The organism is Thiothrix sp., from assembly GCF_028714775.1.
GTDB lineage: Bacteria > Pseudomonadota > Gammaproteobacteria > Thiotrichales > Thiotrichaceae > Thiothrix.
Window position 1 is genome coordinate 173,362 of record NZ_JAQTLS010000005.1, and the last position, 20,932, is coordinate 194,293.

General features: G+C 53.6%; 23 protein-coding genes. 12 read left to right on the forward strand and 11 right to left on the reverse strand.

Translation table 11 applies throughout. From position 1 onward, the window contains the following. The first annotated feature begins 78 nt into the window (after positions 1-78). Both PHE17_RS06210 and PHE17_RS06215 read left to right on the forward strand, forming a co-directional pair. On the forward strand, positions 79-363 hold the full coding sequence (locus tag PHE17_RS06210; protein ID WP_301014954.1) for a DUF1778 domain-containing protein: 285 nt from the start codon (positions 79-81) through the stop codon (positions 361-363). Further along, a complete protein-coding gene (locus PHE17_RS06215; protein WP_301014955.1) occupies positions 363-851 on the forward strand; it encodes a GNAT family N-acetyltransferase in 489 nt (162 codons plus the stop codon). Before PHE17_RS06210 ends, PHE17_RS06215 begins: the two co-directional genes overlap by 1 nt. Positions 852-857: 6 nt before the next feature. Here PHE17_RS06215 and PHE17_RS06220 read toward each other — a convergent pair whose 3' ends face one another. Then, positions 858-1,214, reverse strand: a complete 357-nt coding sequence (locus tag PHE17_RS06220; RefSeq protein WP_301014956.1) for a YajD family HNH nuclease — start codon at positions 1,212-1,214, stop codon at positions 858-860. Between the two features lie 101 nt (positions 1,215-1,315). Further along, a complete protein-coding gene (locus PHE17_RS06225) occupies positions 1,316-1,891 on the reverse strand; it encodes a DUF6174 domain-containing protein (protein ID WP_301014957.1) in 576 nt (191 codons plus the stop codon). Between the two features lie 123 nt (positions 1,892-2,014). On the opposite strand from PHE17_RS06225, the gene PHE17_RS06230 reads away from it, so the two are divergent. Genes PHE17_RS06230 through PHE17_RS06240 form a run of 3 tightly spaced genes read left to right on the forward strand, consistent with a single transcriptional unit; the run spans position 2,015 to position 6,860 of the window. Beyond that, positions 2,015-2,656 carry a TetR/AcrR family transcriptional regulator gene (locus tag PHE17_RS06230; protein ID WP_301014958.1) on the forward strand — a complete coding sequence of 214 codons (642 nt, stop codon included), beginning with the start codon at positions 2,015-2,017 and terminating at the stop codon, positions 2,654-2,656. Continuing rightward, on the forward strand, positions 2,653-3,723 hold the full coding sequence (locus tag PHE17_RS06235; RefSeq protein WP_301014959.1) for an efflux RND transporter periplasmic adaptor subunit: 1,071 nt from the start codon (positions 2,653-2,655) through the stop codon (positions 3,721-3,723). The genes PHE17_RS06230 and PHE17_RS06235 overlap by 4 nt, the downstream gene beginning before the upstream one ends. Then, positions 3,720-6,860 carry an efflux RND transporter permease subunit gene (locus tag PHE17_RS06240; RefSeq protein WP_301014960.1) on the forward strand — a complete coding sequence of 1,047 codons (3,141 nt, stop codon included), beginning with the start codon at positions 3,720-3,722 and terminating at the stop codon, positions 6,858-6,860. The genes PHE17_RS06235 and PHE17_RS06240 overlap by 4 nt, the downstream gene beginning before the upstream one ends. On the opposite strand, the gene folK is transcribed toward PHE17_RS06240, so the two are convergent. The 7 genes from folK to PHE17_RS06275 all read right to left on the reverse strand — a co-directional run bounded on the left by folK (position 6,845) and on the right by PHE17_RS06275 (position 12,902). Next, on the reverse strand, positions 6,845-7,333 hold the full coding sequence (folK, locus tag PHE17_RS06245; protein ID WP_301014961.1) for a 2-amino-4-hydroxy-6-hydroxymethyldihydropteridine diphosphokinase: 489 nt from the start codon (positions 7,331-7,333) through the stop codon (positions 6,845-6,847). The two genes, PHE17_RS06240 and folK, sit on opposite strands and share 16 nt — an antisense overlap. Further along, entirely contained in the window at positions 7,330-8,628 is a 1,299-nt protein-coding gene (pcnB, locus tag PHE17_RS06250) for a polynucleotide adenylyltransferase PcnB (protein ID WP_301014962.1), read from the reverse strand. Before pcnB ends, folK begins: the two co-directional genes overlap by 4 nt. A gap of 80 nt (positions 8,629-8,708) precedes the next feature. Then, complete coding sequence (rimI, locus tag PHE17_RS06255) at positions 8,709-9,179, reverse strand: ribosomal protein S18-alanine N-acetyltransferase (protein WP_301014963.1); 471 nt, start codon at positions 9,177-9,179, stop codon at positions 8,709-8,711. Further along, entirely contained in the window at positions 9,163-9,972 is an 810-nt protein-coding gene (locus PHE17_RS06260) for a uracil-DNA glycosylase (RefSeq protein WP_301014964.1), read from the reverse strand. Before PHE17_RS06260 ends, rimI begins: the two co-directional genes overlap by 17 nt. A 6-nt stretch (positions 9,973-9,978) precedes the next feature. After that, the gene (locus PHE17_RS06265) at positions 9,979-11,529 is read right to left on the reverse strand and encodes a 2-isopropylmalate synthase (RefSeq protein WP_301014965.1); all 1,551 of its coding nucleotides are present in this window, start codon (positions 11,527-11,529) and stop codon (positions 9,979-9,981) included. Between the two features lie 200 nt (positions 11,530-11,729). Continuing rightward, positions 11,730-12,650, reverse strand: coding sequence for an SPFH domain-containing protein (locus tag PHE17_RS06270; RefSeq protein WP_301014966.1), 921 nt, complete (start codon positions 12,648-12,650; stop codon positions 11,730-11,732). 9 nt (positions 12,651-12,659) lie between these two features. Then, complete coding sequence (locus tag PHE17_RS06275) at positions 12,660-12,902, reverse strand: helix-turn-helix transcriptional regulator (RefSeq protein ID WP_301014967.1); 243 nt, start codon at positions 12,900-12,902, stop codon at positions 12,660-12,662. 180 nt (positions 12,903-13,082) lie between these two features. Here PHE17_RS06275 and PHE17_RS06280 point away from each other — a divergent pair, with 180 nt between their 5' ends. From PHE17_RS06280 to PHE17_RS06305, 6 genes are all read left to right on the forward strand, one after another. Further along, positions 13,083-13,658 carry a hypothetical protein gene (locus PHE17_RS06280; protein WP_301014968.1) on the forward strand — a complete coding sequence of 192 codons (576 nt, stop codon included), beginning with the start codon at positions 13,083-13,085 and terminating at the stop codon, positions 13,656-13,658. 68 nt (positions 13,659-13,726) lie between these two features. Further along, a complete protein-coding gene (locus PHE17_RS06285) occupies positions 13,727-14,218 on the forward strand; it encodes a hypothetical protein (RefSeq protein ID WP_301014969.1) in 492 nt (163 codons plus the stop codon). Between the two features lie 25 nt (positions 14,219-14,243). Continuing rightward, entirely contained in the window at positions 14,244-15,068 is an 825-nt protein-coding gene (locus PHE17_RS06290) for a hypothetical protein (RefSeq protein ID WP_301014970.1), read from the forward strand. Positions 15,069-15,105: 37 nt separating this feature from the next. Beyond that, positions 15,106-17,919 carry a hypothetical protein gene (locus PHE17_RS06295; protein WP_301014971.1) on the forward strand — a complete coding sequence of 938 codons (2,814 nt, stop codon included), beginning with the start codon at positions 15,106-15,108 and terminating at the stop codon, positions 17,917-17,919. A gap of 20 nt (positions 17,920-17,939) precedes the next feature. Next, entirely contained in the window at positions 17,940-18,422 is a 483-nt protein-coding gene (locus PHE17_RS06300) for a hypothetical protein (RefSeq protein ID WP_301014972.1), read from the forward strand. An 87-nt stretch (positions 18,423-18,509) separates the two neighbouring features. Next, positions 18,510-18,908 carry a hypothetical protein gene (locus PHE17_RS06305; RefSeq protein ID WP_301014973.1) on the forward strand — a complete coding sequence of 133 codons (399 nt, stop codon included), beginning with the start codon at positions 18,510-18,512 and terminating at the stop codon, positions 18,906-18,908. Positions 18,909-18,914: 6 nt separating this feature from the next. Here PHE17_RS06305 and pssA read toward each other — a convergent pair whose 3' ends face one another. Together pssA and PHE17_RS06315 are read right to left on the reverse strand one after the other, a co-directional pair. Next, on the reverse strand, positions 18,915-19,694 hold the full coding sequence (pssA, locus tag PHE17_RS06310) for a CDP-diacylglycerol--serine O-phosphatidyltransferase (protein ID WP_301014974.1): 780 nt from the start codon (positions 19,692-19,694) through the stop codon (positions 18,915-18,917). A gap of 189 nt (positions 19,695-19,883) precedes the next feature. Next, a complete protein-coding gene (locus PHE17_RS06315) occupies positions 19,884-20,003 on the reverse strand; it encodes a DUF3149 domain-containing protein (RefSeq protein WP_301014975.1) in 120 nt (39 codons plus the stop codon). Between the two features lie 174 nt (positions 20,004-20,177). Between PHE17_RS06315 and fnr the strand changes: the two genes are divergently transcribed. Continuing rightward, a complete protein-coding gene (gene fnr, locus PHE17_RS06320) occupies positions 20,178-20,930 on the forward strand; it encodes a fumarate/nitrate reduction transcriptional regulator Fnr (RefSeq protein WP_301014976.1) in 753 nt (250 codons plus the stop codon). The last annotated feature ends 2 nt before the right edge of the window (positions 20,931-20,932 follow it).

The following is a 20,932-nucleotide window of genomic DNA, read 5'->3' on the forward strand; positions in this document are numbered from 1 at the left end:
AAACCCACACTGTCATGCATAGCATCTTGTACGCCTGATGTTGTAACATGACAGTATGAATTCCAAGGGAGGAACACCATGCTCGCCACCACCGCCACGACCCGCCCTGCCCGTTTCGGCCTGCGGGCAACCTTGCAACAAGAAGCCATTTTGCGCCGCGCCGCTGAAGTCAGCCGCAAGTCCCTGACGGAGTTCATTCTGGACAGTGCCTGTGCCGTTGCCGAACAGACCTTGCTGGAACAGCGCCTGTTCATGGTTTCCGGGCAACAATACCAAACCTTGCTGGAACTGCTTGACCGCCCACCCCAAGCGAATGCCGGGTTAGAAAAACTGTTCAGCAAAACCGCACCGTGGGAACAGTGATGCACGCACCAGCACCGTTATTGCGCGAACACGAATTGGAAGATTTTGATTGCGGGCAAACCTCCCTCAATGACTGGTTACAACGTTATGCCCGCCAAGCACAAGGCAGCGGCTCTGCCCGTACCTTTGTGGTTACAGATGAAAAGCGTGTAGTTGGCTATTTCAGCCTGACGGTAGGCCAAGTTGATACGCTGGATGCGCCGGAACGGGTACGCAAAGGTATGGGGCAATATCCCATTCCTGTCATTCTGCTGGCGCGGTTGGCGGTTGACCAACGCTACCAAGGGCAAGGGATTGGCGTAGGGTTACTGAAAGATGCGATCCGCCGTGCCCTGATGATTGCAGAACAGGCGGGAGTGCGGGCTATGATGACGCATCCCCTCAACGAGGATGCTGCACGTTTCTACCGTACATTCGGCTTTGAAGCATCCCCACTGGGCGGACAACAACTGCTGCTGTTGTTGAAGGATGCCAAAAAATACGCCTAACACCCGTTACTTCTTCTTCATCTTCTCTTTCAAATCCGCAAACGGGTTATGCGTTGCCGCTGCTGGGCCTTTGGTTCCCGCTGAGCCGCCATGCATTGCTTCGATCAGCTTTTGGTGTTCGTTGTCGTGGCAATACAGGCATAACAATTCCCAGTTACTGCCATCTGCCGGATTATTGTCGTGGTTGTGGTCACGGTGATGCACGGTCAGTTCCCGCAGGTTGGCGTGGGTAAATTCACGGGTGCAACGCCCGCAAATCCACGGGTACAGTTTGAGCGCTTGTTCGCGGTAGCCTTTGGAACGGTCTTCGGCATTCTTGCGGGCTTTGAGGACGATTTTTTCGTGTTCGGGATTCAGGTTCATGGATATTTGCCCTTCAATTCAGTAGTAGGGGCAAGCATAGCACAGCCCATCAGGCAGGTGGAGCCGTGCAACACCTGCCCGATTTAGCGCGGCTAACCCCCTTAGCGGTGCGGCCTTCTTTTCACCGGAATCGGTTTGAGGTTGCTCGCGCTCAGCCCCATTTCCTCGTCTGCCATCATGCGGCTGCGGTCAACGAAAATGGAAATCGGATAGCCGTACTTACGGTCATATTTCACATCAATTTGCGCGGCCTTGCTGTTGACCGCTTCTTGAATGGTTTTGAACAAACCATCTACAGTCATGGCACGGTCACGGGCATCGGTATTGGCAGGAGCCATGCGTCCATTTCCGGCAGGTAACGCGGCTGGCGGCGTTGACACGGCTTTCACGACCTTGCCGCCTTTCACCGTAATCTGGATGGGAGCGGTAAATTCCGGCGCACAGAAACAACTGCGGGCTAGAGTGAATGTGTAATTGCTGATTTTCTGCGCTTTCCACTTCATCTGATTGGCTTTCAATGCTTTGAGGATCAACGGCATACGTGGATCAGGCTGTTCAATCGGCATTCCCCCGTCAACAGGTGGTGGCGGTGGTACTGGCGGCAAACCGGCAGCATTGGCAATAGCGCTGAACCCCAGCATTAACGACAGCAACGTGGTAACTAATGGCTTGAACATAAAAAGATTCCTTTCGTGAGTGTTATGATCAGTTTGGCAGCTTAATGGTGTGGAAGTTCCCGCTCGACAACTGACTGCCGGTCATTTACAATCGCTACAAACAACTGACCGCTAGTCATTTATATGCAAATCCGCGCTACCAATCCCGAAGATAAGGAACTGCGCCGCGAGGCCATCCTTGATGCTGCCGAACAACTGTGGCTTTCCCAACCCGAACGCATGGCGAATGTGGCAGACATTGCCAGCGCTGCTGGGCTTGCTAAAGGTACAGTCTATCTGTATTTCCGCAGCAAGGAAGAGCTGTTTCTCGCCATCCACGAACGGCATGTGACGGAGTTTTTCAACCGCGTCGCAGAACGTGCCCGACAAGACGCCCCGATGACGCTGGAGGATATGCTCAGCCTCACCCGCCAGTTCTTGCTCAATACCCCCGCGTTTTTACCTTTGGCGACGCAATGCCACGGCATGATGGAACGGCACATCCCGCTGGAAGTCGGCTACGCCTTTGAAGAGCGCACTTATGCCCGCCTGAATACGGTTGTCGCCGCCCTGCAACGCCATTTCCCGCTGATTACCCCGGCGCTGATGCTGCAAAGCTACGCACTGATTCTGGGGCTGTGGCAATTGCTGCGCCCTACCCCGCTGAAAGAGCTGATGAAAGAACGCTCGCTGATCTGCGCTTGCACCGACGATTACCTGCTCATGCTGGAAAATGCCCTGAACGCCCTGTGGCGCGGTGCACTGACCCCGGAGGAACTGACATGAAACGCATCTTACTGCTGGCTTTGCTCGCATCATTAGCGGCTTGCAAGGAATCAGAAGCCCCCGCAGCCCCCATCCGCCCCGCCCAAGTCTGGACAGTTACCGACCAAACCACAGCCAGCAATGTCAGCTATTCCGGCGAAATCAAGGCGCGTTTTGAGGCCGACCTGTCGTTCCGTGTCAGTGGCAAAATCATGGCACGCGAAGCAGAAGCCGGTGACAGCGTAAAAGCCGGACAAGTGTTGGCACACCTCGACACCACCGACTTGAACCTGAACACCCAAGCCGCGCAAGCCGCTGCCCGCGCCGCCCTCTCCGACCAAGCCACCGCCAAAGCGGAACTGGCACGCAACCGCGAACTGTTCCAGAAAAATTTCATCAGCAAAGCCGCGTTGGAAGCCTACATCAACCGTTACAACGCCGCCGAATCCAGCGCCAAGGCCGCCACCGCACAGTTTGATCTGGCACAAAACCAATCCGGCTACAGTGACCTGAAAGCCGACAAAGACGGGGTAATCACCACGTTCAGCGCCGAAAGCGGGCAAGTGGTCGCTGCCGGACAACCCGTCGCACACATTGCTTACGACGGCGAACGCGAAGCCTACATCCGCATCGGTGAAAATACCGCCAAAACCCTCACTGCAGGCACGTTGGTCAATATCAAACTGTGGTCACAGCCGGACACAGCCTTTCAGGGCAAAGTGCGGGAAATTTCCCCTGCCACCGACGTTACCCGCAGCTTTTTGGTCAAGATCAGCCTGTTGAACCCGCCGGAAGGTGTACGGCTGGGTGCAACCGCCGACATCAGCTTGCCTGCGGCGCGTACCCAAGAAACTAACTGGTTGCCTGCTTCCGCACTGTTCCAACAAAGCAAACAAGCTGCCGTGTGGGTCATGGGGGCAGATCATCAAGTACACACCCAAGCCGTCAACGTGATTGCCTATGGCGAAGACGGGGTAATAGTCAGCGGTTTGCAAGCGGGCGCACAAGTGATCGCCGCCGGTATCCACAAACTGAGCGAAGGGCAAACCATCACCCCCATTCCATATGACGGGAAGGCTGGCTCATGAACGGTTTCAATCTCTCGGAATGGGCGCTGCGCCACCGTAATTTCGTCCTGTATTTGATGATACTGACGCTGGGTTTAGGCATTTTCGGCTACGGCAAGCTGGGGCAATCGGAAGACCCGCCCTTCACCTTCAAAGTGATGCTGATACAAGCCTATTGGCCCGGTGCGACTGCGCAAGAAGTGGAATCGCAAGTCACCGACCGGATTGAGAAAACCGTACTCGAAACCGATTACGTCGACGTGGTTCGCAGCTTTTCGCGCCCCGGCGAGGCTAATATTTTCGTCATTGCCAAAGATAATGCCCCTTCCAGCGCCATGCCGGATATGTTTTACGACATCCACAAACGCACCGAAAACATGGAACGCAGCCTCCCCCAAGGTGTGCAAGGGCCGTTTTTCAACGACGAATTCGGCGAAACTTACGGCAATATTTTTGCCCTGACGGGTGATGGTTTCAATTTCGCCCAATTGCGTGACGCGGCAGATGACATCCGCAAGGAATTGCTGCGGGTCAAAGACGTGGCGAAAGTCCTCAGCATTGGTGAGCAAGATGAGCGCATTTACATCGAACTCTCCAATACTAAGCTGGCGACTTTGGGTTTCACCGTGCAACAACTGGTCAATGTCTTGCAGGCGCAAAACAGCATCGCCGCCGTGGGTGCGTACAACACCGCTTCCGACCGCATTTACGTGCGTCCACAAGGGGCATTCACCAGCCTTGAAGACATCCGCAACCTGCCGATCAATATCGGCGACCGCACCTTGCGCCTGCGCGAAGTGGCGGAAGTGAAACGCGGATTGGTCGATCCGCCGCATTCCACCTTCCGTTATCAGGGGCAAGAAGCGCTCGGGATTGGCGTTTCCATGCGCAAAGGCGGCGACATTATTGCGCTGGGCAAATCACTGGATGAAGCGCTAGTCCGTATCGAAAGCCAGCTTCCCGTCGGCATGGAACTGCACCGGGTCAATGACCAACCCTCGGCGGTGAAACGCTCGGTCGGCGAATTCCTGCAAACCGTGTTTGAAGCCGTCGTCATCGTGCTGGCGGTAAGTTTTATCAGCCTTGGGGTACGCGCTGGAACAGTGGTCGCACTGTCGATCCCGCTGGTACTGGCGGCAACCTTTTTCACTATGCACCTGTTCGGCATTGGCCTGCACAAGATTTCGCTAGGGTCATTGGTGCTAGCCTTGGGGCTGCTGGTGGATGACGCCATCATCGCTATCGAAATGATGGTGGTGAAAATGGAAGAAGGCTGGGATCGGGTCAAAGCCGCAAGCTTCGCCTACACCACCACCGCGTTTCCGATGCTAACCGGGACGTTGGTCACGGCGGCAGGCTTCCTGCCAATTGCCACCGCACAATCCTCGGTCGGGGAATACACCCGTTCAATCTTTGAAGTAGTCACGATTGCGCTGGTGATTTCGTGGTTTGCGGCGGTAATTGTGATCCCGTATTTGGGGTTCAAATTGTTGCCGGAGCATGTGTCGCATGATCCCTCCCAGGAAAAGGAAGGGTATTTCGCCAAATTACTCAAACCCTTACTGGATGCCCAACATCACCTCGCGGAAAGGTTCTATCGCCATTTCCGCCACCTGATCCAAGCCTGCGTCAATTACCCAGCAATCGTCATCTTACTGACGCTCGCCACCTTCATCGGCTCCATCATGCTGTTCCAGTTGGTGCAGAAACAGTTCTTCCCCGATGCCACACGCCTAGAGTTGATCGTTGACCTGAAATTACCAGAAGGTTCTTCTCTGCAAGCGACCCAAGCGGAAGTCGGCAAGCTGGAAAAATACCTGAATACCCAGCAAGACCATATCGACAACTTCGTCGCGTATGTGGGCAACGGTTCGCCACGTTTCTACCTGCCGCTTGACCAACAACTGCCTGCCGCCAGTTTTGCGCAATTCGTGATTACCACCAAAAGCATTCCCGACCGCGAAGTTTTACGCACCCAACTAATCGACCTGTTGGATAACAGCGGGCAATTCACACTGACGCGCGGGCGTGCCGTGCGCCTAGAAAACGGCCCGCCAGTAGGCTACCCGGTACAGTTCCGCATTTCCGGCGATGATTTGTGGAAACTGCGCGAACTTGCCGAACAAGTTGCCAGCGCCATGCGTGCCAACCCACATCTGGTCAACGTGCATTTGGACTGGAACGAACGCAGCAAAGCCATTCGCCTGAAAGTAGACACGGCAAAAGCCATCAGCCTCGGCGTGACCCAAGCCGCCCTGTCGCAACTGCTGCAAAGCACCCTGCAAGGCACACCCATCGGCGAATTCCGCGAACAAGACCAAACCATCCCCATTCTGCTGCGCGGGACAGAAGGCGAACGCGACCAACTTTCCCGCCTTGCCGGGCTGAATGTGCCAACCTCCACCGGCAAAACCGTGCCGTTGTCACAACTGGCGAATGTCGAATACGCGCAGGAAGAAGGCATCCTCTGGCATCGCAACCGCGTCCGCACCATCACGGTACGCGGGGATATTTACGGTAAAATCCAAGCACCCACTGTCACCGAAGAAGTGGAAGCGCGGCTGGGTGACATCCGCAAAGCCTTGCCGCTGGGCTACCGGCTGGAAACGGGTGGGGCGGTAGAAGAAAGCGCGAAAGGCAACGAATCCATCGGTGCGGGTTTCCCACTGTTCATCATCGTGGTGCTGACCTTGCTGATGATCCAATTGCAGAGTTTCCAGCGCGTCATTATGGTGATGCTGACCGCGCCGTTTGGGCTGATAGGAGTGGCGGTATTCCTGCTGCTGTTTAACCAGCCATTCGGCTTCGTGGCAATGCTGGGGACGATTGCACTTTCCGGCATGATCATGCGCAACTCAGTAATCTTGCTGGATCAGATCGAGCGCAATATCGAAGAGGGGCAAGTGCCACGCGAAGCGGTGATTGATGCTGCGGTAAGGCGTTTCCGCCCGATCATGCTGACTGCGCTGGCGGCAATACTGGCGATGATCCCACTATCAGAAAGTGTGTTTTTCGGGCCGATGGCGGTAGCGATCATGGGTGGGTTGCTGGTGGCAACGGTGCTGACCTTGTTATTCCTGCCAGCGCTTTATACCGTGTGGTTTAAGCTGAGCAAAGGGAAGGATGCGTTTGTGAGTGAAACTCAAGCCAGCGGATAAAGGTCATCACACGCCAACGCCGCCAAACAATCCTGCAACTTGCGCCCATCCGCAAACACCTGATGCGGCGCAAGATCAGCCAATGGCAATAGCACAAACGAACGCTCGCAAATACCGGGATGCGGCACTAGCAAATCGACATCACGAATAACGGCATCACCGTACAGCAACAAATCAAGGTCAAGGGTACGCGGCCCCCAACGCAAACTCGCATCACGCACCCGCCCGTGCGCCCGTTCCACCGTAAACAGGATTTGCAGCAAAGCATGGGGATCCAGCATGGTTTGTACACAAGCGACAGCATTCACATAATCCGGCTGGTCTTGCGGCCCCATCGGTTTGCTGGCGTAGAAACGGGAAACACCGCGCAATTCCACCCCTTCCGTGGCAGAGAGTTGCGCGATAGCAGAATGCAGGTTTGCCGCAGGGTCGCCGAGATTACTGCCTAATCCGACGTAGCAGATGGTATTCATTCAGCAGACGGAGCCGCAGAAGTCGCTTTGGCGTTACTGCTCTTGCGCCGCTTTTTACGGCGGGGCGGGCCTTTCTTGCCGGGTGCATCTTTGCACAACTCCGGGCGCTCGTCTGGTGCGGCATGTTGGAAAGCTGTCCACCATTCGCAATCGCCTTCCACTTTTTCCCCGGATTGGGCACGCAGACAGAAGAAATCATAGGCAGCGCGGAAACGTGGGTGACTTACCAGCACGCTAGCACGGCGCAAATCGCGGAAACGGAAACGCCCTTGCAACGCCCATATTTCGCGGGTGATATTGCTGTAACGGCGCGGCACGGCGGTGAAATCCACCTGATCCTGCAAGGCTTCGGTAGCAGCTTGCTGGATCGCCTGATTTTCCGGCATTCCTTTGAGTTGCAGTTCTTCGGAAATGTAATTCACTTCAAACCACAGCAACACCGCATACAAAAACGCAGGCATGACCGACTTGCCTTCGGCAATGCGCTGGTCGGTGTTACGCAACGACAATTCCAGCATTCGGGCGAATGCGCCTGTGTCATCGTCAGCAATGCCTTCGTCGGTCAATGGCAAAACGTTTTTCAATAAATCGTATTTGCGCAATAACTGGAAGGTGTTCCAACCATCGCCGCTATGCAGCAACTTGATGATTTCGTCGAACAAACGCGCCGAAGAAACGCCATCCAACAGGATTCCCAAAGGCTGGACAAACGCCTCCGTGCTTGGCTCAATATCAAACCCCAATTTAGCGGCGAAACGGATGGCACGTAGCAAACGCACCGGGTCTTCGCGGAAACGCTTTTCGGGGTCGCCAATCAGGCGAATTTTACCGTTACGCAGGTCATCCAAACCGCCGACAAAATCCAGCAGCTCGCCATTCGAGGGGTCATAAAATAAGGCATTAATGGTGAAATCACGCCGCCATACATCTTCTTCCAACGTGCCGTACACATTGTCGTGGATAATGCGGCCTTCGTCGTTAACTTTACCGCCATCATCGTTGTCATCGTGGGGAGCGCGGAAAGTTGCCACTTCCAAATAATCGCGCCCGTAATAAATGTGGGCAAGGCGGAAACGCCGACCAATCAGGCGGCAGGAGTTAAATAAGCGGCGAATTTCTTCGGGGCGGGCGCTGGTGGCAATGTCAAAATCTTTGGGGGTCTTGTCAAGCAGCAGGTCACGGACGCACCCACCCACCAGATAGGCTTCATAGCCCGCCTTCTGTAGCCGACGGATAACATCCTTAGCTCGACCACATACTTTGTCAGGATGAATCTCAAGTTCCGTTTTAGACACAGCTAAATCACTACTCCCCGATGTGAAAGTGGTAATAATACCACTGCCAAAAGCATATACCTACCCTAACTGCAACTTTTTTACAACACATGAAAGAGTGTTTTCGCCATGACGATGGCATTTTCCCGCCCCACCACGGCTGGGTAGTAGCCTTTGCGCAAACCGATCTCATTAAAACCAATGTTCATATACAAACGGATTGCTGAAAAATTAGACTGTCGCACTTCCAAAAAACACGTTTCCGCTTTCATGCCTTGCCCAATGCGCTCCAGCGTTTTCCACAGACGGCTGCCTAAACGCTTACCTTGGTCTTCCGGGCGGATGCAAATATTCAGCAGGTGCATTTCATCCAAGGAGAACATGACCGCTGCGTAACCGACCATCTGGTTATTTTCTTCGTAAACCCAGCAAGAATAGCCGTGACGGAGGCAGTCGAGAAAAATGTTGCGTGTCCACGGGAAAGGAAAAGCCCGTTCTTCAATCGCCATTACTGCATCCATGTCCTCGGGGGTCATGGGGCGTAAGGGCAGGAAATCAGTGTCGTTCGGCATGGCGGGCAAATACTTCTAGGGCAAACTGCAAATCCTGCCATGCCTTGCGTTTGTCGGCAGGCTGGCGCAGCAAGTAAGCAGGGTGATAGGTGACGATGACTGGCGTTTGGCTCAACGGGGCTCGGTGTTCCTGACCACGCAGACGAGCCAACGGCGCTTGGGTATGCAACAGGTTTTGTGCAGCAATGCGCCCCACCACCAGAATCAGTGTGGGGTTAACCAGCTCAATTTGGCGCTCCAAATAAGCGCGGCAATTGGCGGCTTCTTCGGGTTTGGGGTCACGGTTGTTGGGCGGGCGGCATTTCAACACATTAGCGATGTAAACCGACTCACGCGGCAAACCGATGGCACTTAACATATTGTTGAGCAATTGCCCTGCCTTACCGACAAAAGGCTCGCCCCGGCGGTCTTCATCTGCACCGGGGGCTTCGCCAATGATCATCCAGCGGGCTTGCGGGTCGCCAACGCCGAATACCGCTTGCTTGCGGGTTTTGCTGATGTCGCAACGGGTGCAAGCTAGGACAGTGGCGCGGAGGTCTTGCCAAGAAAGAGTGGAGCAATCGGAAACACGTTCCCCCGACTGCACCGAAGAAACTCCTCCCGACCTCCCATTGTCAGGGGAGGAGAAAGGAACCACCTCCGCTCTTGCCCTCTCCCCTGATAAGGGGAGGGTTGGGGAGGGGTTTTCTTCCGGGAAAACTGGGACAACTTCGGCAGCAACAACAGCAAGCTTCGGCTTCCACACCGGAATCCCCATCGCCTGCATGTAACGCTGACGCCGTTGCGCATCCACTGGTGCTTACACCCCGTCGTGCTGGTGCGGGTGCGCCCGTTGGTTCTGGCTAACCAGCTTGTTCCATGCCTCCACGTAAGCCTTGGCGGAAGCAATCACGATGTCAGTGTCTGCGCCGTGCCCGTGAATGATGCGCCCTGCTTTTTCCAAACGCACCGTTACTTCGCCCTGCGCATCCGTGCCGCTGGTGATGTTGTTGACGGAATACAGCGCAAGGTTAGCCGTTTCACCCACGATAATTTCAATCGCTTTGTAAACGGCATCAACCGGGCCACCACCAACCGCTTCGGCAGTCTGCTCCACGCCGTTGGCTTTCAAGGTCACGGTCGCATGGGGCGCTTCGCCTGTGGAGGAACACACGTGGGATGAAACCAGTTCGTAGGCTGCATCTTCCTGTGCGGAACGCGCATCCATCATCAGCACCATCAAGTCTTCGTCGAAAATGTCGTGCTTGCGGTCAGCCAAATCCTTGAAGCGCGAAAACGCGGCATTGAGTTCCTCTTCCGAGGCCAATTCGATACCCAAATCCTGCAAGCGGGTTTTCAAGGCATTACGCCCGGAATGCTTACCGAGCACAATTTTGTTGTCCGACCAGCCCACATCTTGCGCCCGCATGATTTCGTAGGTTTCACGGTGTTTTAAGACGCCATCTTGGTGGATGCCGGATTCGTGCGCGAAAGCATTCGCCCCGACAATCGCCTTATTCGGCTGCACCGGGAAGCCGGTAACGTTGGAAACCAAACGCGAAGTCGGCACGATGTGGGTCGCGTCAATGCGGGTTTCAACCGGGAATACGTCAGCGCGGGTGCGTACTGCCATGACCACTTCTTCCAAAGAAGCGTTACCGGCACGTTCGCCCAAGCCGTTGATGGTACATTCCACCTGCCGTGCGCCTTGCATCACCGCTGCGAGGGAATTCCCTACCGCCAAGCCCAAGTCATTGTGGCAATGCACGGAGAAGACGGCTTTGTCCGCATTTGGGATCGTTTGGATCAAGCGACCGACCATATCGCCGAAAACGGAAGGAATCTGGTAGCCGACCGTATCAGGGATATTGATAGTCCGCGCCCCCGCCACAATCGCCGCTTCGATTACCCGGCAGAGGAAATCAAACTCGGAACGCCCCGCATCTTCGCAAGAAAATTCCACATCATCGGTGTAATTCCGCGCACGCTTGACTGCATGTACCGCCTGTTCCACCACTTGATCCGGCGACATGCGCAACTTGTTCAGCATGTGGATCGGGGAAGTGGCGATGAAAGTGTGGATACGCCCGGAATTGGCGAATTTGATCGCTTCCGCTGCGCGGTCAATGTCCTTATCCAAAGCACGCGCAAGGCCGCACACCGTACTGTCCTTGACGATACTCGCAATGGCTTTGACCGACTCAAAATCGCCGGGGCTGGCAATTGGGAAGCCCGCTTCGATAACATCCACGCGCATTTTTTCCAGCATCAACGCAATACGGATTTTCTCTTCCTGCGTCATGGATGCGCCGGGGCTTTGCTCGCCGTCACGCAAGGTCGTATCGAATATAATTAAACGCTCTTTTGACATGATGTTGCTCCAAACCGCCGCCTGTACATAGCTTGGTTGACAGGCAGTGTATCAATCTAAAATGGGGGTAATGATAGCGCGTGTTGCCCCGCCGGGCATGAGAATTTATGCCGCCCAGCAGGGCAGTCGAAAGAGGGGCAGGAGCAGCGTGTAGCGACGTGTATTCATAGTGCCGACGCTACACCAAAGCTGCGGGGAGATCAAGCATTTGCAACGTCGAAAGGAAATGCGCGCCGTGCCGCTGCCAACTCCTGCTGGGTTTGGATGCGGGTCAAAGCCACATCACGCTGCACCATTTCCAGCGCCAGTTCTTTGGCGATCTGGATTTCCTCCAACTCCTGCTCAGCCTTCGCATCCGCTTCTGCCTTAAAACGGATATGCTGCAAGCGGGCGACAAACTCTTTCCGCTCCCACTCCATACGCTGGATAGCCACATCGAAATCGTGCCGTTTGCTGGACAACACGTCCTCACGCTGCTGGACACGACGTTGTTTGCTATAACTCAAACGGGTCTGTTCCAACAACGCCAAGCCTTTCACATCCAAGCAATTTTTGGGGTCGTAAAAATCCGGGGCAGTTTGCTGCAATTGCACAAGGGAAAGGGATACCAACTCCAGCCCATACTTCGCCAACGAAGTGCTGATGTCCCGTGCAATATGGTCGGTAAAGGCGGAACGCTGCTGGTGCAGTGTTTCTAATTCCCTGCCCGCCACAAGCGTTTCTACCAGTGCCTTAAAATCGGTGTCACGCCATTGTTGCACATGCGCGTATTGCAAACCCGCTTGCCCAAAAGTACGCGCCGCTGTAAGGATTGCCCCCTCCTGTGCCGCCAAGCGTATGCTGGCAACCAAGGTAATATCCACCCGCAACAAGTCCTGGGTACGTAACGCTGCTGTCCCCATTGCCGCCAACTCAACACTGTAGGTTTGCAAACTGAAAGCAGTGATGTGCTGGATACCGGGAATAACAAAAGCCCCTTGTTTCAACAATACTTTTTGCCCACCCCAACCAGAGCGCACGTAAGCCATCCCCGTTGGAACCCGGATATACATGAGATACAACAATCCCACTACGCCAGTAAGCAAGCCCAACAGTAGCCCCGGATAAATGAAATTCCCCATTGTTTCGCCCTACCCCATCACACTGCCGGACACACGCCCTTCAAAATACACATCAAGCAACTGCAAGGGCAGCACACCCAACACCTCGGCGATACTGATTATGGTCGACAAGCGGACTTCCTTGATGTCTGCATTCAGCAGGTTGTACCACGTCTGGCGGGATATTTTGGCGCGTTTCGCCACGTCGATGTTGGAAAGCCCCTGTTTTCGCATTTGTTGGAGCAAGAAGGCAGAAAGTGCCTGAGCTGACATGATTGTTCCCCCTGATTCTTGTTATTGGCATATTTTTATCACACTTCGCGAACAAAAACACACCAATTGTCCAACAAGCTGGACACAATGTTGTGTACAATCTGCACAGGGCTGAAACAACATACCTGCTCACAACGAAAATAACTTGAACAACTCAATAAGAAATAAAGGGCGCATTCCATGAAAAAGAAACTACTTGTCCTCTCCCTCGCAGCCATCCTCGCTGCACCTGCCGCGTTCGCCTTATACGATGGCAGTACAGACCTAAATACCGGCACTGCCGATGATGCAGCAGACAAGCAAAATGTCAAAATTATCGTCCCGGAAGTAGCACTGCTACAGGTTGCAGACGCTGACGTGAACATAACCATGCCTGCGCCAGTAAATGCTGGTGAAGGTTTCAAAGTCACAAGTAATCAGACATCCAGTGCGCAATTACTCAAAATCAGCTCAAACAGCGAAGCCGGTGTCACCACAGGAGACCGCAAACTAACCGCAAGCATCGCAACAGAGCTACCTAGTCATTGGAAGTTGACTGTTGCCCCGAGCACAACTGTTGGCACACTAAATACATTAGCATTTACTGATTCAGTGAAATCTATTGATATAATCACAGCTATATTGAACAAAAGAGATGCTAGTGGAACCATCACATATACATTTGGCCCGGAAACTGATGGGGACATGATGGCATTTTCTGCGGCGGATGACGCTGCCAAAACCATTGAGATTACTTACACACTATCCGACGTGTAAGCAAAACATCCAGTCCGGGTGCAATGCCCGGGCTTTCTGGGGATTTCGGAGCTAATGGGGTAAACATCATGCGATTATGGCAACAGGCATTGTTCAGCGTTGTGCTGGCGGGTGTATTCGTAACGGCACAAGCTGCTGATATTACTGTAACTGACTGGTCGTACACTTTCACGGATGACATTACCAATGCTGGCACCTACTACGACAAAACGTTGGACAGCCCCAGCAATGCAAGCACTATCAGCGTCCAGAATCTGGGTGGCAGCCTTACTTATTGGAAGGTTCAAGCAAAACGCTCAAACAGCAACAATAATGGCTTAAACATTCACATCACCCGCACAGGTGCAGGCAGTGGTAACGGCACAATCAGCGGCAACAGCATCATCCTTTTGGACGAATCGTTCAAAACCATTTTCTGCGGTTCCGGTACTGGCAACCGTACAGACATACCATTGCAATTTCAGCTAACCAACCTAGGTGTCGAAGATGGCTACGGTACACCACTCCGCCTACCAATTGATTACAAAATAATCACAAGTACAACTGAAGACTGCACATAATTTCATATAAACAGGGGCTTACACTATGAAACACACCTTCCTGAAATGCGTGGCTCTCGCTATTCCATGCCTATTCTTTAACCCAGCACAAGCCGCCGTCATGCTCTCTGGCGGATTGACGCATGAATACAACGTCAACCCCGGCAGCACCGTCAGCGGTGTACTGGAACTCAAAAATACTGGCAATGAAGCTGCTGAAGTCAAAATTTATCAAGAAGATGTTAAAGTCAATGCGGCGGGCAGTACGGAATACACCCCCGGCAACGGTAGCCATGCACGTTCCAACGCCAACTGGATTAACCTTGGCACTGACCGTGTAACACTTGCCCCCGGCGCAAGCCAAAGCGTCCCTTATACCCTGCAAGTCCCCGGCGGCAACCTGCAAGGCTCGTATTGGAGCATGTTGATGCTCGAACCTGTTTCTAACAGCTCCCGCGAATCACAGCTTGCCCCACAAACAGAGAAACCCGGCCTGACCATCCACCAAAAAGTCCGCTATGCCGTACAAGTCCTCGCCAACGTGGGCAACCAAGGTGCTGCCAACCTGAAATTTGAAGCCCCGCAAGTCACGAAAGATAGACAGGGCGGACGCGCTTTCCATGTTGCCATCGCCAACACAGGTAATCGTCACAGCCGCCCCAAAGTCTGGCTGGACGTGTTCGGTGCGGACGGCAGCAACGTTGGCAAATTCAGTGCTGAAACACACGGCTTATACGCGGGTGAACGCGAAATGTTCAGCATCAACCTCAGCGACTTATCCCCCGGTAATTACAAAGCATTACTCGCCGCAGAAGACAATAACAACGGACAAATGTTTGGCTCCGATATAAACCTGACCATCAAGCCATAGTTTGTTCCAGCAACGGCATCTTGAAGGGGCAATGAACGTGGAACAACCACAGCCAACCGTGGCACGGGATGCTTTGCGGCTAACACTTGCTGCAAGCTTGCTGGTGCTGGCGCAAGTTGCAACGGCTGCGGATGAAATCAGCATTACCCCCGGACAACGCCAAGTTACCGCCAGCAAGCCGGGCATCATTACCCTGCGGATTGAAATCGAAAACCGCACCGGACAAGCCCAACAGCTACAGGAAAACCTCACCCTGCCAGCCGGTTGGGAACTTGTTACCAACACCGCGCCTTTTTTACTCGCCAGCGGGGCGCGGGATATACGCCTTATTCATGTCGTTGCCCCACGTGGCACGGCATCTGGCACGTACATGATTGGCTATCAAGTTTCCGCACAAGATAACGGCGGCATCACCAGCAGCCAAACCGTTGCCGTCCAGATGGAAGAACAGGCGGGTGTAAAACTCGCCGCCGTCGCCCCACCCAGCAGTTTATTGGGCGGGGAAGAATACAATGTCAGCTTCATGCTGGAAAACACCGGCAACCATGCCGTTACCTACAGCCTCGCTGCCAATGATGACGATGGCTACGTTAAAGCAGTGACACCACGCAGCCTAACGCTAGCCGCCGGTGAAACCGGGAATGTCACGGTCACAGGGCAAATTCCCCGCAGCATCGAAGAAAGCACTGCTTACCGTGTCAACCTACAAGCACGTGGCGGCGGTAAACTGGCAGAAGAATCTGTCACCATCCCGTTAATTGCCCGCACCCCCAAAGGCATGGGCAAATACCAAAAACTGCCCGGCAAGCTAACCACTCACTACACGCGGCAAAAACGCCAAAATGCCGATGGCAGCGAAACCGATTCCAGCCAAGCCCAACTGGAATATTACGCCAAAGGGGCTATCGACCAAGATGGCGAACACAATGTTGAAATCCGCTTACGCAATGGGCGCGACAGCAATGAAACAGACACCAACAGCAACCAGCAAGCTGAATACCAGTTCACTTACGATAATGGTGCGTGGGAAGTCAAAACAGGCCACCAAAACTTCCACACCAGCAACCTAAGTGGCAATTCCCTATCCGGCGTAGGTGTTGAAACAACTTACACCCCAAAAAACAAAAAACACCGCAAACCGCTGGAGATCAAAGCCTTTAGCGGGCAAAGCCGTCCTGCTGATACCAATAAGGAAAAAGTTTCAGGCGCTGCCATCCATTACCAATGGGATGAATTCGACGCGGGTGCAAGCGTTATCCAGCACAAAAAGGAAGCCACCACCACTGAACCGGCAAAGAATGAAACTATCGCCGCCGTTAATGGCGCATGGCAGGGGGAACACGCAGGCATCCGTTCTGAAGTCGCGAAAGACAACGATGCCAAAGCCTGGAGCGTCGACCTCAATGGACAATGGCATGAAATCAGCGCGAATGCTTCCTACGTCGAAGCTGACCCCAAATTTGATGGTGGCAGTTCGGATACTAAACAAGCTTTCGCCAATGCCCGTTACCAGATTGACGAAAAAACCAGTGTAGAAGCCAGCAGCCGCCATACCCGCGATAATCTGGCGCAAGACTCCAGCAAAGAAATCCGCCAAGACAAAGAACATCAAGTCAGCATCAGCCGTAGCTTCGGCGACGAACGGCAAATCGAAGTCAGCTTAGGGCATAAGCGGCGCAATGAAAAAGACTTACGCATCGCCCCGTCCACCGACCGGGAAATCCAAGCCACCACATTGGAATACCGTCAGCAGTTTGAAACTTTCCATGTCCGCGCAGCACTCGCCCATGGATCACGTACTGACCGTATAAAAAGCAGCAGCAAAGGTAACAAACAAGAATTAGCCATCAACTGGAAGCCCACCACATCACTCGACATCAATACCAGCTACGCCATCAGCAACGGCCTTGATAGCGACGGCAAAACCACCTCCGCCGGTTTGAATGCCACTTACCAACTCGACCGCAAAACCGAGTTATCCGGCTATTTACAACGTAACCAAAATGATAGCGACAACACCCACGCCAATAGCTTTGAAGCCAAATACAGCCGCGACCTAAAACGTTGGGGAAATATCGGCCTCAGTGCCCGCCGGGTCGATAGCCTCGCCAGCGATGGCAAGTTGAGCCATGACAATATTTTCCAAGTCGAATACGGCCTACCGCTGGACATGCCTATCCGCAAACGCAAAAACATCGGCTCTGTACGTGGGAAAGTGCGTTTCGCCGCTGATGAGCGTCCTGCCAGCGATGTGGTGGTACAAATGGGCGGGCAATTTGCTGTTACCGACCAAAACGGTAAATTTCACTACCCGGATATGGTTGCCAAAGCGTATCCGATCCAAGTCGACGGCAGTCGGGCGAATACCCAAGGCTACATGCTCAGCCAAAACGGTGAGGAAGCCAACGTCACCGTGCAATCCAGCCAAACCGTAGAGCCGGTATTGGAGTTGTACCCTGCTTCGCGCATTAGCGGCAAACTCCAGACTTATGTGCCCGATGCTGCCGCCGCCTTAAATATCGACCACGCAGATAGCCCTCTGCGGGCTGAAAAGGGGCTGGGAATGGTTCTGGTGGAACTACGCCCTGTCGGTGAGGTCGGCAAACGCATTACCCACAAACGCACCACACTGTACGACGGCAGTTTCAGCTTTGTCGGCATCCCACCCGGACAATGGCAACTGGTGGTGGTGGACAGTGACAAAGTTCCCGACAATTATCGCCTTGAACAAACCCAGTTTGCCATCGACCTAAGTTCTGGTGGCAATCAGGAAGTCTTGATACGCGCCCTGCCAACAGCGCAAAACATCAAAAAAACCGGCCCCAGCGGGGGCTTTAACGTTGTCGGCTAAGCCATCATAGGAGCTTCAGTATGAAAACTTTCTACTACACCCTCACTATCGCCCTGTTGGGTAGCACGGGGACGACCCATGCGGCTGATACCGTTACCCAAAACATAGACCTGACTATTCCCCTTGTAGAGCTGATTGATGTCGAGAACATATCCCCCACTTTTGACTTCAGCGCCCCCAGCAATGCAGGGGATGGATTTGCAGCACCAGAGGGCGTCACGTCCAGTGTTGCCATTACCTCCAATAACCCAAATGCGCAGTTAGATGTCCACACCAGTAGTAATATAAACGGCATTGACCTAAAAATTAGCAGCACCAGTGGGATTTGCGACTCATCGACATTATCCGACCGGCTCAGTACAGCACCTCAATATTGTAGTGTTGGCAAACGTCAAACCAGCTCAGGTAGCCTGACAATCAGTGCTGAGCCATCGGGCGGTAACGGCATGATCCCTTACGGCACGTACTCCACGGATATTATTTATACGCTAACGCAAAACTGAAATGGCACTGCCACTGATCGTGGCGCACGGGACAAAAGGCAGGGAATCACGTAGCCTGTAGGGGTCAGAACTGGTAGGAACTCCCCCATGCGCCCCAGATACTATTTCGGCATTTTATTGATTGCAGCAGGAAGTACGCTCGCGCTTGCGGGCAACACGTCCCAAATCCTCAAGCTTACTGTGCCCAAAGTTGTCTTGATCGACATTGACCCCGCCATCCCCTTTAGTTTTGCGCAGGGGGCAAAGAATGCCAGCGGCAACAGCCTCCTCTCCATCAGCTCCAATGACCCGCAAGCCAAGCTGCAAATCACGCCTTCAGGACTGAACCTTGCCGTTACATCCGAAGTGCTGGGCTGCCCAACGGAAGCCAGCACAACCACGATTATCTGCAAGGTAGGGGTGACACGCACCAAGGGCGCTGTTCTAGCATTTAACGCTACCCAAATAGGTAGCGCCCCCAATATTGTCTATACGATCAGCGATTAACGAGGATTACTCGACGCCCTTTCTGCGCCGCTGGAACTTCCGGTAACGCCGCCACACCCACAGCACTGGCCCGGATGACGCATACAAGAAAAACACCCCAAACAGCACTTTCGGCGGGTCAATCGTGGTCAAGGCAAACACCAGCAACACCGCCAGCACCGCTATAAACGGCACACGGTTGCGCAGGTCAAGGTCTTTGAAGCTATAGAAACTGACATTGCTCACCATCAGCAAGCCCGCCGCCAACGTAAGGAAAAGGGCTGGCATTTGCAGGTTACGCCCGGTCATGGCGAGATCATTGAATACCCACACCATCCCCACCACCAAAGCGGCAGCGGCTGGGCTGGGCAAACCGACGAAGAAGCGCTTGTCCACCTTACCGATTTGGACATTGAAACGTGCCAAACGCAACGCGGCGCACGCAACGTAAACGAAAGCTGCTAACCAGCCAGCTTTGCCCCACGCCACACCATAAGATTGCAGGTGCACCAACGCCCACTGGTACATGACCAGCCCCGGTGCAACCCCGAATGAAATCAAATCTGCCAAGCTATCGTATTGTGCCCCAAACTCTGATTGGGTATTGGTCATACGGGCAACGCGCCCATCCAGACCATCAAGGATCATGGCGATAAACACGGCAATTGAAGCCGCCTCGAACTTGCCCTGCATCGCAGCGACAATAGCGTAGAAGCCACAGAACATGGCTCCGGTAGTCAGAAGGTTAGGTAAAAGATAGATGCCCTTGCGCGGCGATGATTTTAGTTCTGGTTGTTGGTCTTCCACTGTGCATTATTCCCATTAACTGGCGTTATCAGAGGCTTGGCAGCAGGTCGCTCGACGACAGGCGGCGTCACCGTTTGGATGATATTGTGATAAATCATCCAAACGGTATACGCAAGACTAACGGCACTTGCTGCCAGCAGAATATTAGCCAGCATCCTCGCAAAGTGGAACGTATTTTTACTCGGTTCCTTATTCTTCACCCGATTTCTTTACGAACACCCAGCCCAGATATGCCATCATCACCAACATGAAGACGATCACGATTAGGGTCAACACCCCCATCCAACTTCCAAACAGTAGCTCAGTCATGGTAGCCTAATCTCCTATACTAATGACAGTAAACGTGTACAATGCCAAGTTTAAGCGAAGATGTGCACGTAAATCTGATTTACATCAAGAAAACGATTGCCTCATGCGATTTACAGGGATGGTGAGGTAACTATCTTGCAAGTCGTTGACAATTGTCACGGTTCGGGACAACACATGAAGACAGTGCCAGTACAGACAACCAAAAAATCAGCCGTTGCTTGCCACAATTGTAGCTTGAGCGAACTCTGCCTTCCCCGTGGACTCACCCGCGAGGAGCTTGAGTTGTTGGAAAATGCCATCAACAAAACAGTAAAAATCAAGAAGAAAGATTACCTGTTTCACCGTGATGACCAACAACACTCCATTTTTGCCGTCAAGGCAGGAGCCGTCAAAACGTCCCTTTCCACCCCCGATGGCGAAGAACAGATACTGGGCTTTTACCTGCCGGGCGATTTACTGGGCTTTGATGCCTTCGCCAACAACCGCCACACCTGTGACGCACAAGCACTGGACGACACCTTAGTCTGTGAACTCAACATGGACAGTTTTCAGGAATTATGCGGCAGACTGAGCAGCATGCGCGGGCAAATGATGCGCCAGATCGGTGCTGAAATCGAACGTGAACACATGCTGCTGCTGACCTTAGGGCAAATGCGCACTGAAGAACGGCTGGCAACTTTCCTATCCGGCTTGTCAGAGCGCAATAAGGATCGCGGCTTTTCATCCACCGAATTCAACCTGCCGATGGCACGCCACGACCTCGCCAACTACCTTGGCATGGCCGTAGAAACCCTCAGCCGCATGTTTTCCCGCTTACAGGAAGAAAACATCATCGTGGTGCAGCATCGCCTGATCAAAATCCAAGATATGGAGCGCCTCAAACAATTGGCGCACCACACCTGCCGTCCAGCCAGCGACGTGCTCTAAAT

Bases quoted from the DNA above. Each gene is read 5' to 3' on its own strand.
- PHE17_RS06210 (WP_301014954.1), top strand. From the start codon at position 79: ATGCTCGCCACCACCGCCACGACCCGCCCTGCCCGTTTCGGCCTGCGG.
- PHE17_RS06215 (WP_301014955.1), top strand. From the start codon at position 363: ATGCACGCACCAGCACCGTTATTGCGCGAACACGAATTGGAAGATTTT.
- PHE17_RS06220 (WP_301014956.1), bottom strand. From the start codon at position 1,214: ATGAACCTGAATCCCGAACACGAAAAAATCGTCCTCAAAGCCCGCAAG.
- PHE17_RS06225 (WP_301014957.1), bottom strand. From the start codon at position 1,891: ATGTTCAAGCCATTAGTTACCACGTTGCTGTCGTTAATGCTGGGGTTC.
- PHE17_RS06230 (WP_301014958.1), top strand. From the start codon at position 2,015: ATGCAAATCCGCGCTACCAATCCCGAAGATAAGGAACTGCGCCGCGAG.
- PHE17_RS06235 (WP_301014959.1), top strand. From the start codon at position 2,653: ATGAAACGCATCTTACTGCTGGCTTTGCTCGCATCATTAGCGGCTTGC.
- PHE17_RS06240 (WP_301014960.1), top strand. From the start codon at position 3,720: ATGAACGGTTTCAATCTCTCGGAATGGGCGCTGCGCCACCGTAATTTC.
- folK (WP_301014961.1), bottom strand. From the start codon at position 7,333: ATGAATACCATCTGCTACGTCGGATTAGGCAGTAATCTCGGCGACCCT.
- rimI (WP_301014963.1), bottom strand. From the start codon at position 9,179: ATGCCGAACGACACTGATTTCCTGCCCTTACGCCCCATGACCCCCGAG.
- PHE17_RS06265 (WP_301014965.1), bottom strand. From the start codon at position 11,529: ATGTCAAAAGAGCGTTTAATTATATTCGATACGACCTTGCGTGACGGC.
- PHE17_RS06270 (WP_301014966.1), bottom strand. From the start codon at position 12,650: ATGGGGAATTTCATTTATCCGGGGCTACTGTTGGGCTTGCTTACTGGC.
- PHE17_RS06275 (WP_301014967.1), bottom strand. From the start codon at position 12,902: ATGTCAGCTCAGGCACTTTCTGCCTTCTTGCTCCAACAAATGCGAAAA.
- PHE17_RS06280 (WP_301014968.1), top strand. From the start codon at position 13,083: ATGAAAAAGAAACTACTTGTCCTCTCCCTCGCAGCCATCCTCGCTGCA.
- PHE17_RS06285 (WP_301014969.1), top strand. From the start codon at position 13,727: ATGCGATTATGGCAACAGGCATTGTTCAGCGTTGTGCTGGCGGGTGTA.
- PHE17_RS06290 (WP_301014970.1), top strand. From the start codon at position 14,244: ATGAAACACACCTTCCTGAAATGCGTGGCTCTCGCTATTCCATGCCTA.
- PHE17_RS06300 (WP_301014972.1), top strand. From the start codon at position 17,940: ATGAAAACTTTCTACTACACCCTCACTATCGCCCTGTTGGGTAGCACG.
- PHE17_RS06305 (WP_301014973.1), top strand. From the start codon at position 18,510: ATGCGCCCCAGATACTATTTCGGCATTTTATTGATTGCAGCAGGAAGT.
- PHE17_RS06315 (WP_301014975.1), bottom strand. From the start codon at position 20,003: ATGACTGAGCTACTGTTTGGAAGTTGGATGGGGGTGTTGACCCTAATC.
- fnr (WP_301014976.1), top strand. From the start codon at position 20,178: ATGAAGACAGTGCCAGTACAGACAACCAAAAAATCAGCCGTTGCTTGC.